This is a genomic window from Caulobacter sp. B11 (assembly GCF_002737765.1).
In the GTDB taxonomy this organism is placed as follows: domain Bacteria; phylum Pseudomonadota; class Alphaproteobacteria; order Caulobacterales; family Caulobacteraceae; genus Caulobacter.
This window is the reverse complement of sequence record NZ_PEGG01000074.1, coordinates 1-8,513: the sequence shown is the minus strand read 5'-3', so window position 1 is coordinate 8,513 and position 8,513 is coordinate 1. Positions and strand designations below refer to the sequence as shown.

Genomic DNA, 8,513 nt, shown 5'->3' with positions numbered 1-8,513 from the left:
TGCGCGGCCCGGGCCCCGTTGGCGGTCATCACCTCGCGATGGCGTCGGATCTGGCTCCACAACAGCTCCAGTCCCGCGCCGGTCAGGCCCGAGGCGGTCAGAACCGGCGGCGTCCAGTCCGGCGATGCCGGGGTGAGGATGTGCAGGGCGTTGCGGTAGTCGCGCGCCGAGCGCTCGGCCCGGGCGGGATCAGCGTCGGCCTTGTTGATCACCAGCAGGTCGGCCAACTCGATCAGGCCCTTCTTGATGCCCTGCAGTTCATCGCCGCCGCCGGGGATCAGCAGGGCCAGGAAGATGTCGACCATGTCCGAGACCACGGTCTCGGACTGGCCCACGCCCACGGTCTCGACGATGACGATGTCAAAGCCGGCAGCCTCGCACAGCAGCATGGCCTCGCGGGTCTTGCGCGCCACCCCGCCCAGCGTGCCGCCGGAGGGGGAGGGGCGGATATAGGCGTTGGGATCGACGCTGAGCCGCTCCATCCGGGTCTTGTCGCCGAGGATCGAGCCGCCGTTGCGTCCGGACGAGGGATCGACCGCCAGCACCGCCACCCGGTGGCCCTGCGCGGTCAGGAGCGAACCGAAAGCCTCGATGGTCGTCGACTTGCCGGCGCCGGGCACGCCGGTGATCCCGATGCGCTGGGCCTGGCCGGTGCGCGGCATCAAACGTTCCAGCAGGGCGCGGGCGGCGGTCTGATGATCGCGGCGACGGCTCTCGACCAGGGTGATGGCGCGGGCCAGGGCGGCGCGATCACCGGCGACAAGGCGGGCTTCGAGATCGAGGATGTCGATAGGTGGGTTCACGCCGCCGTGCCTAGAGGACGACGGCGGTCCCGGAAACCGAAACCATCATCATCGAGCCGTTCGGCCCGACGGTGTTGTAGTCCAGATCCACCGCCAGGATGGCGTTGGCGCCGAGCGCCGTGGCTTCCTTGACCAGGTTCTTCATGGCGTCCTCGCGGGCCCGAGCCAGGACCCGTTCATACGACTTGGAATGGCCGCCGATGAAGTCGCGGATCGCCGACATCAGGTCCAGCACCACGTTCGCGCCCAGGATCGACTGAGCGTAGATCGCGCCCTTGTAGTCCTGGACCGGCCGTCCCTCGATGAACGGGGTGGTCGAGATCAGCATCGAACTATCCTCGTGGGCCGAACGCCGGCGCATGGCATGAACTTAAGCATAAACGCGGCGCTTGCCGAGGGGCTCCCGGCCAGAGGCAGGCCAAACGGCGTCACCTTCCCGTGCCACGGGAATCTGGCGTTCTCCCACTTCCGGCGCGCTCGTGGTTAAGGCAGATTGCCGGCCTCTGCCGTTCGGAGCCCTTCCGGTGTTCATCGCCAAGTCGCATCTCGATCTTCACAACATCCGCGGAAGCATCGAGCGCACCAAGAAGCTCTCGGACAATATCGTCGGCGTCGGCCCGCTGGGCATCGGCCTGGACGGTCTGCTGTCGTTCTTCCGGGGCGCGGGAGAGCTCTATTCGCTCGGGGCCGGCGCCGTGCTGCTCTATGACGGCTTTCGCGCCCGGTGCGCGCCGATGATCCTGATCCAGGTGGCGGCGATCATCGTGCTCGACACCATCCTGCCGATGGCCCCCGGAGTCGGCGCTATTGCCGACACCCTGTTCACCGGTCACAAATGGTCGGCCGACATGATCCTCAAGCACATGGACGAGACCATCTATTTCGAGGGCGCCCGCAAGGAGGCCGAGGGCACGGCCGAGTATCGCGACCTTCTGGCCCGGATCCTGGCGGGCAAGGAAAAGCGCCGCGTCGTGTTCCTGGGCTGACAACCATTTTCCCGGCGGAGCGTTCACCCGGCATGACCGATCACATCGCCAAGGCCTTCGTCGCCGACGAAGGCCCCGACAGCCGCAAGAGTCGGGCTCACAGGGCCTGGCGATCGGCTGAAACCATCAAGCGCCTGTCCGATCGGCTGATCGGCGTCGGGCCGTTCGGCCTGGGCCTGGACGCGGTGCTGTCCTGGGTGCCGGGAGTCGGCTTCGCCTATAGCGTCGGGGCCGGCGGACTGCTGCTGTTTCACGGTCTGGCGGCCGGCGCTTCGGTCGCCACCTTGGCGCGGATGCTGGCCTATGTGGCCATGGACACCGCGACCGACGCTGTGCCGGTCGCCGGTTCGGTGGTCGACATGCTGTTTCCGGGCCATCTGATGGCCGCCAAGGCCCTGCAGAAGGACATCGAGGCCAAGCACGGCCTGCCCCACGACATCGATCCCAAGACCCGCCACAAGCGCAAGGTCAAGGCGGGGAAGCGGTAGGATCTAGTCCAGCGCGGGCAGGTCGCGGACGCGGCTTACCAGATCGGGAAAGGCGAGAGGCGCGATCACGTCGCTCTCGCTGATTTCCTCCACGAGGTCATAGCCGCCCTCGGCCAAGCGCCGGATGAAGAACTGGGTCAGCCAGCGGCGACAGCGAACCTGGGGCACGCTTTCGGGAGCCACCTCGATCAGCTCTCCCTCGATCAGCTCGACCCGGGCATCCTCCGCAAGACTGCCGGCCTCGACCATCCGCAACATCGTCATACGTGAAGCGGTGGGGCGCGACGGCTTCGGCGGGGCGGGCCGGAGCATTCATGATCCGAGGCTAACATGGACGACCGCGACGCGGACCGCCCTGGCCGTCGAGCCGGCCGCCCGCGCCTATGCGTGATGTTCTCCGCTTACACCGCCCCGCCCTGGGTGTAGCCCAGCTGCTGGTTCAGCTTGTCGAGCAGCTCGATCACCGCCTCGGCGATCACCGTGCCGGGCGGGAAGATCGCCGCGGCGCCGGCGTCGCGCAGGGCCTGGAAGTCCTGCGAGGGGATCACCCCGCCGACCACCATCATGATGTCCGCCCGACCTTGCTTGGCCAGTTCCTGCTTGAGTTCAGGGGCCAGAGTCAGGTGCCCGGCGGCCAGCGAGCTGGCCCCGACGATGTGGACGTCATTCTCGACCGCCTGTTTGGCGGCCTCGGCGGGAGTCTGGAACAGCGGGCCGATGTCGACGTCGAAACCGAGGTCGGCGAAGGCGGTGGCGATCACCTTCTGGCCGCGGTCGTGGCCGTCCTGGCCCATCTTGGCGACCAGGATGCGCGGGCGGCGGCCGTCGGCCTGGGCGAAGGCCTCGACCATAGCCTTGGCGCGGGCGGCGGCGGGATCATTGCCGGCTTCCTTCATATAGACCCCCTGGATCGACTGGATCTGGGCCTTGTGACGGCCGAACACCTTCTCGAGCGCATAGCTGATCTCGCCCACCGTCGCCTTGGCGCGGGCGGCGTCGACGGCCAGGGCCAGCAGGTTGCCGTCGGCGCGGGCTCCGGCCTCCAGCGCGTCGAGCGCGGCCTGGGTGGCGGCGGGATCGCGCTCGGCCTTCAGCCGGGCCAGCTTTTCGAGCTGCTGGTTGCGGACCGAGGTATTGTCGACCTTGAGCACCGGAATGTCGTCGGCGACCTCGGGCTTGTAGCGGTTGACGCCGACCACGCTCTGCTTGCCGCTGTCGATGCGGGCCTGGGTCTTGGCGGCGGCTTCCTCGATGCGCAGCTTGGGCAGGCCCTGCTCGATCGCCTTGGCCATGCCGCCCAGGGCCTCTACCTCCTCGATATGGGCCAGGGCCTTCTGGGCGAGGTCATAGGTCAGGCGCTCGACATAATAGCTGCCGCCCCAGGGGTCGGCGACGCGGGTCGTGCCGCTCTCCATCTGCAGGAACAGCTGGGTGTTGCGGCTGATCCGGGCCGAGAAGTCGGTGGGCAGGGCCAGGGCCTCGTCCAGACTGTTGGTGTGCAGGCTCTGGGTCTGGCCGTTGACCGCCGCCATGGCCTCGACGCAGGTGCGGGCGACATTGTTGAACACGTCCTGGGCGGCCAGCGACCAGCCGCTGGTCTGGCTGTGGGTGCGCAGGGACAGCGAGCGCTCGTCCTTGGGATCGAACTCGCGCTTCATCAGCCGGGCCCACAACAGGCGGGCCGCGCGCATCTTGGCGACCTCCATGAAGTAGTTCATGCCGATGGCCCAGAAGAAGCTCAGGCGCGGGGCGAAGACGTCGATGCTCATGCCGGCCGCGACGCCGGCCCGGGCATATTCGATGCCGTCGGCCAGGGTATAGGCCAGCTCCAGGTCGGCCGTCGCGCCGGCCTCCTGCATGTGATAGCCGCTGATCGAGATCGAGTTGAACTTCGGCATGTTGGTCGAAGTATATGAAAAGATGTCGGAAATGATCCGCATCGAGGGCGCGGGCGGATAGATGTAGGTGTTGCGCACCATGAATTCTTTGAGGATGTCGTTCTGGATCGTGCCCGACAGCTTGTCGGGGCTGACGCCCTGTTCCTCGGCCGCAACGATGTAGAGCGCCAGGATCGGCAGCACCGCGCCGTTCATGGTCATCGACACGCTCATCTTGTCCAGCGGGATGCCCGAGAACAGGGTGCGCATGTCGAGGATCGAGTCGATGGCCACGCCGGCCATGCCGACGTCGCCCTTCACCCGCTCGTGGTCGGAATCGTAGCCGCGGTGGGTGGCCAGGTCGAAGGCCACCGACAGACCCATCTGGCCGGCGGCGAGGTTGCGGCGGTAAAAGGCGTTGGAGTCCTCGGCGGTCGAGAAGCCGGCATACTGCCGCACCGTCCACGGATTGGTCACGTACATGGTCGGATAGGGGCCGCGCAGATAGGGCGCGACGCCCGGATAGCCGCCGGTGAAGTCCAGGCCGGCCACATCGTCCTGGTCATAAGCGGCGGACACGGCGACGCCTTCTGGGGTGGCCCAGACCGGGCCGTCGGCCGGGGCGGGCAGGGTGGAGCCGGCCCCGAAGGCGACGCTCGTGAAGTCGGGGAACTTGCTCATGGCTCAGGCCCCCTCGAACGCGGCGGAGAAGCGGATGGGCGTCAGGGGCGGACAACGCGAGTCCGGTCCTGGCAGGCGTGGATCGGGCCCGGCGACCGCGAAGGCGACCGGATCGACGACCGCGACCTCCACCGGCTTGTCGTCGGCGTTGGGGAACACGGTGACCCCGAGGATCTTGCGGCTCTTGTCGGCGAATGCGGCTTCCTGGCCCTGACGGCTCTTGGCGACGCGGTCAGCGATCAGGCCGGCCTCCAGCGCCTTGATCACGCCGCCGGCCGCCTCGATGGCCTGGAAGTCGGCCCAGGCGCCGCGCGCCAGTTGGTCGGTCAGGCTGTCGAGATACCAGGCCCCGCCGGCCGGATCGGCGACCCGGCCCAGATGGCTCTCTTCCATCAGCACCAGCTGGGTGTTGCGCGACTGGCGGCGGCCAAAGGCCGTGGGCAGGCCCAGGGCGTCGCTGAACGCGCCCAGGACGATCGCGTCGGCGCCCCCGACGGCGGCCGCGAAGCCGGCGCTGGTCAGGCGCAGCAGGTTGGTCCAGGCGTCCTGGCGGGTCAGCATGCGGCCGGAACTGCGGGCCTCGATACGGGCCGGCAGGGCGCCGACGCCGCAGGCGTCGGTGATCCGCGCCCACAGGGCTCGGGCGGCGCGAATCTTGGCGATGCCGGTGAAATACTCGCCGTCGACGCTGACCCCCAGGGTGATGCGGGCGAAGGCTTCGTTCATCGTCAGGCCGGCGCGAACCAGGGCCTTGGCGTAGGCCAGGGCGCCGGCGGCCATCAGGGCCAGTTCCTCGGTGTTGGAGCCGCCCGCCTCGTGGGCGGCGCGTCCGGTGGCCAGCATCAGCCCGGCCTTGGCGTAGGTTCCCGACAGACGGGCCCCGACCGTGGCGGCCGAGACCAGGTGGCTTTCGATCGGGCCCGGGCTGCCGCCCGTCTGGGCGAAGGCGGTCAGGGGGTCCATGTGGAAGTTCAGCGGCGCGTTGGGCGCGGCCTTGGCCAGGGCGCCCAGCCAGTCGGCGGCCTTGGGTCCGAGAAAGCCGGCGTCGAGCGCGACCGGCGCCAGGTCCAGCATCACGCCGTCCAGGGCCTTGGCCAGGTCATCGGCCGAGCCGACCGCGACTCCGGCCTGGCCGGTCGGGTCTAGGGTCAGCAGCACCGAGGCGGCGCCGCCTTCCAGGTCCTTGAGCGCCTCGGCGGCGGTCTGGCGGGGATCGGGATGGGCCAGGCGCATCCGCAGGTCCCAGGGGCGCACGACGTCGCGGGCCCGCAGGTCGCGCATCACCGCCACGCCGTCCTCGACCGTGTAGAGCGGCTGGATCGCGATGCCATCGGGGGTGTCGGTGACCAGGGCCTCGTCAAAGGCCTGGCCCTTGAGGGTCTTTTCGACCAGGGCCATCCACCGGTTCCTGTCCGGCGCGCCGAAATCTTCGGCCAGGGGCGTCATCGCCTCACTCACAGCTTATCTCTCCTGCAGCGCAGCATTTTCTTATTTTCGGAGCAGTTGCGCCGGTGACCGTAGGGAGGTCAAGCGCTTGCGCACCACCCAAACAGCCGTTTAAACTAACGCTGTTCACATGTGCGGCGCCGAGAAGCGCCCGAAAGGGAGACGACTTCCATGGCTTTGCCGCCGATCCTCCGAGACCGCCTGCGCTTGCCGGTCATCGCCTCGCCGCTGTTCATCATCAGCAATCCCGATCTGGTCATCGCCCAGTGCAAGGCCGGCATCGTCGGGTCCTTCCCGTCGCTGAACGCCCGCCCGATCTCGCAGCTGGACGAGTGGCTGCACCGCATCACCGAGGAACTGGCCGCCTATGACCGGGCGAATCCGGACGCCCCTTCGGCGCCCTTCGCGGTCAACCAGATCGTCCATCGAACCAATAACCGGCTCGAGGAAGACGTCGAGATGTGCGTGAAATACAAGGCCCCGCTGGTGATCACCTCGCTGGGCGCGCGCGAGGACATCAACGCCGCGATCCATTCCTACGGCGGCATCACGATGCACGACGTGATCAATGACAAGCACGCCCACAAGGCGATCGAAAAGGGCGCCGACGGCCTGATTCCGGTCGCGGCCGGCGCGGGCGGCCACGCCGGCACCCTGTCGCCGTTCGCCCTGATCCAGGAAATCCGCCAGTGGTTCGACGGTCCGGTGGCGCTGTCGGGCTCGATCGCCTGCGGTCGCTCCATCCTGGCCGCCCAAGCCATGGGCGCGGACCTGGCCTATATCGGCTCGGCCTTCATCGCGACCCAGGAAGCCAACGCCCAGCAGGGCTACAAGGACATGATCGTCGAGAGCCATGCCGACGACATCCTCTATTCCAACCTGTTCACCGGGGTGCACGGCAACTATCTGCGCCCGTCGGTGGTCAAGGCCGGCATGGATCCCGAGAACCTGCCGGTCAGCGACCCCTCGGCCATGAACTTCGGGTCGGGCGGCAACCAGGAAGCCAAGGCTTGGCGCGACATCTGGGGCTGCGGCCAGGGCATCGGCGCCATCGACTCGGTGCTGACGGCCGGCGAACTGGTCGCCAAGCTCGCGCGTGAATATGAGGACGCCAAGGCGGAGCTGGCGGCCAAGACCGCTCTGACGGCTGGCGCGCCCTTGGCTTTCGCCGCCGAATAGACGGGGATCGGCACGGGGATGGGCCTGCGTCCATCCCCACGCTTCCGGGGCGCTTGAGACTGGCGGGGTCCTTTGACCCCACCGGAGCAAGCCATGTCCGACGACGCCACCCCCCGCCTGTCGCTGCCCTATGTGGCGGCTGGCCAGTCGCAGAAACACATCACCGTCAATGAAGGCCTGTCGCGTCTCGACGGACTGGTCCAGCTGACGGTCGAAAGCCGGCAGGTCGCGGCGCAACCGACGACGCCGCTGGACGGCGCCGTCCACATCCTGCCGGCCTCGCCTTCTGGTCCGGCCTGGAGCGGCCAGCCCGCTGGAAACCTGATGCGCTTCGAAGCCGGAGCCTGGGAGGCGATCGCGCCCGCCGCCGGCTTCCTGGCCTGGGTTCGTGACGAGGGCCATGTCCTGGTCTTTGACGGCGAAGTCTGGATGGCGCTGTCTGACAGCTTCATCAGCCTGACCGCCGCCCGCTCGCCCGGCGGGGCCGACACGCGTTGCGAAATTCGCGAGGAAGAGGTCACCCTGTCGGGGGCGGCGACCAGCACGACCATCGTCATTCCCGCCCGGGCCATCGTCCTGGCCGTCTCGACCCGAACGACGGGGGCGATCACCGGCGCATCGTCCTACAGCTGCGGCGTGTCGGGCGAGGCGGGCAAGTTCGGGGCGTCGCTGGGCGTGGCGCTGAACGCCAGCAATGTCGGGGTCATCGGCCCGACCGCCTTCTATAGCGACACGCCGGTGGTGATCACCGCGGCCGGCGGCAGCTTCACGGGCGGCAAGGCGCGGGTGGCTATCCATCTTCTGTGTTTCGCGCCTCCGGCCGCGTCGGCCTAGCAAGCAAGCGGCGGCGGTTGACCCCGCCGCCGCTTCCCTCTAACAACCACACACCTTTGGGGAGTAGCCGCCTGCGTCCATCAGCAGGCCCCGCCGTCAACATACTTGGTCCGCCGTCTTCACGAAGGCAGCGACCATGGCGCGGGGAGGGAAGCGATCATCCGCTTCCATGGCGAGACCAATGGCGCCGACATCCTCCCGGGCCGGGTGGGACGTCGG

At 68.3% G+C, this 8,513-nt stretch carries 9 protein-coding genes; 4 read left to right on the top strand and 5 right to left on the bottom strand.

Annotated features, from left to right (window positions below; translation table 11 throughout):
• A partial coding sequence (gene meaB, locus CSW58_RS04685; RefSeq protein WP_099446501.1) for a methylmalonyl Co-A mutase-associated GTPase MeaB occupies positions 1-803 on the bottom strand: 803 nt, incomplete at its 3' end.
• Between the two features lie 10 nt (positions 804-813).
• Positions 814-1,131, bottom strand: coding sequence for a YbjQ family protein (locus CSW58_RS04680; protein ID WP_099446502.1), 318 nt, complete (start codon positions 1,129-1,131; stop codon positions 814-816).
• Between the two features lie 196 nt (positions 1,132-1,327).
• Here CSW58_RS04680 and CSW58_RS04675 point away from each other — a divergent pair, with 196 nt between their 5' ends.
• Positions 1,328-1,789, top strand: coding sequence for a DUF4112 domain-containing protein (locus tag CSW58_RS04675; protein WP_099446500.1), 462 nt, complete (start codon positions 1,328-1,330; stop codon positions 1,787-1,789).
• Positions 1,790-1,821: 32 nt separating this feature from the next.
• Positions 1,822-2,277 (top strand): DUF4112 domain-containing protein, encoded by a 456-nt coding sequence (locus CSW58_RS04670; RefSeq protein WP_099446499.1) that lies wholly within the window; start codon positions 1,822-1,824, stop codon positions 2,275-2,277.
• A gap of 3 nt (positions 2,278-2,280) precedes the next feature.
• Here CSW58_RS04670 and CSW58_RS04665 read toward each other — a convergent pair whose 3' ends face one another.
• The 3 genes from CSW58_RS04665 to CSW58_RS04655 form a co-directional block, all read right to left on the bottom strand.
• Complete coding sequence (locus tag CSW58_RS04665) at positions 2,281-2,526, bottom strand: hypothetical protein (protein WP_143755077.1); 246 nt, start codon at positions 2,524-2,526, stop codon at positions 2,281-2,283.
• A gap of 152 nt (positions 2,527-2,678) precedes the next feature.
• The gene (gene scpA / locus CSW58_RS04660; protein WP_099446497.1) at positions 2,679-4,835 is read right to left on the bottom strand and encodes a methylmalonyl-CoA mutase; all 2,157 of its coding nucleotides are present in this window, start codon (positions 4,833-4,835) and stop codon (positions 2,679-2,681) included.
• Between the two features lie 3 nt (positions 4,836-4,838).
• Positions 4,839-6,281, bottom strand: a complete 1,443-nt coding sequence (locus CSW58_RS04655) for a methylmalonyl-CoA mutase subunit beta (RefSeq protein WP_099446496.1) — start codon at positions 6,279-6,281, stop codon at positions 4,839-4,841.
• Positions 6,282-6,452: 171 nt separating this feature from the next.
• Between CSW58_RS04655 and CSW58_RS04650 the strand changes: the two genes are divergently transcribed.
• Positions 6,453-7,460 carry a nitronate monooxygenase family protein gene (locus CSW58_RS04650; RefSeq protein ID WP_099446495.1) on the top strand — a complete coding sequence of 336 codons (1,008 nt, stop codon included), beginning with the start codon at positions 6,453-6,455 and terminating at the stop codon, positions 7,458-7,460.
• A 93-nt stretch (positions 7,461-7,553) separates the two neighbouring features.
• Positions 7,554-8,294, top strand: coding sequence for a DUF2793 domain-containing protein (locus tag CSW58_RS04645; RefSeq protein ID WP_099446494.1), 741 nt, complete (start codon positions 7,554-7,556; stop codon positions 8,292-8,294).
• The last annotated feature ends 219 nt before the right edge of the window (positions 8,295-8,513 follow it).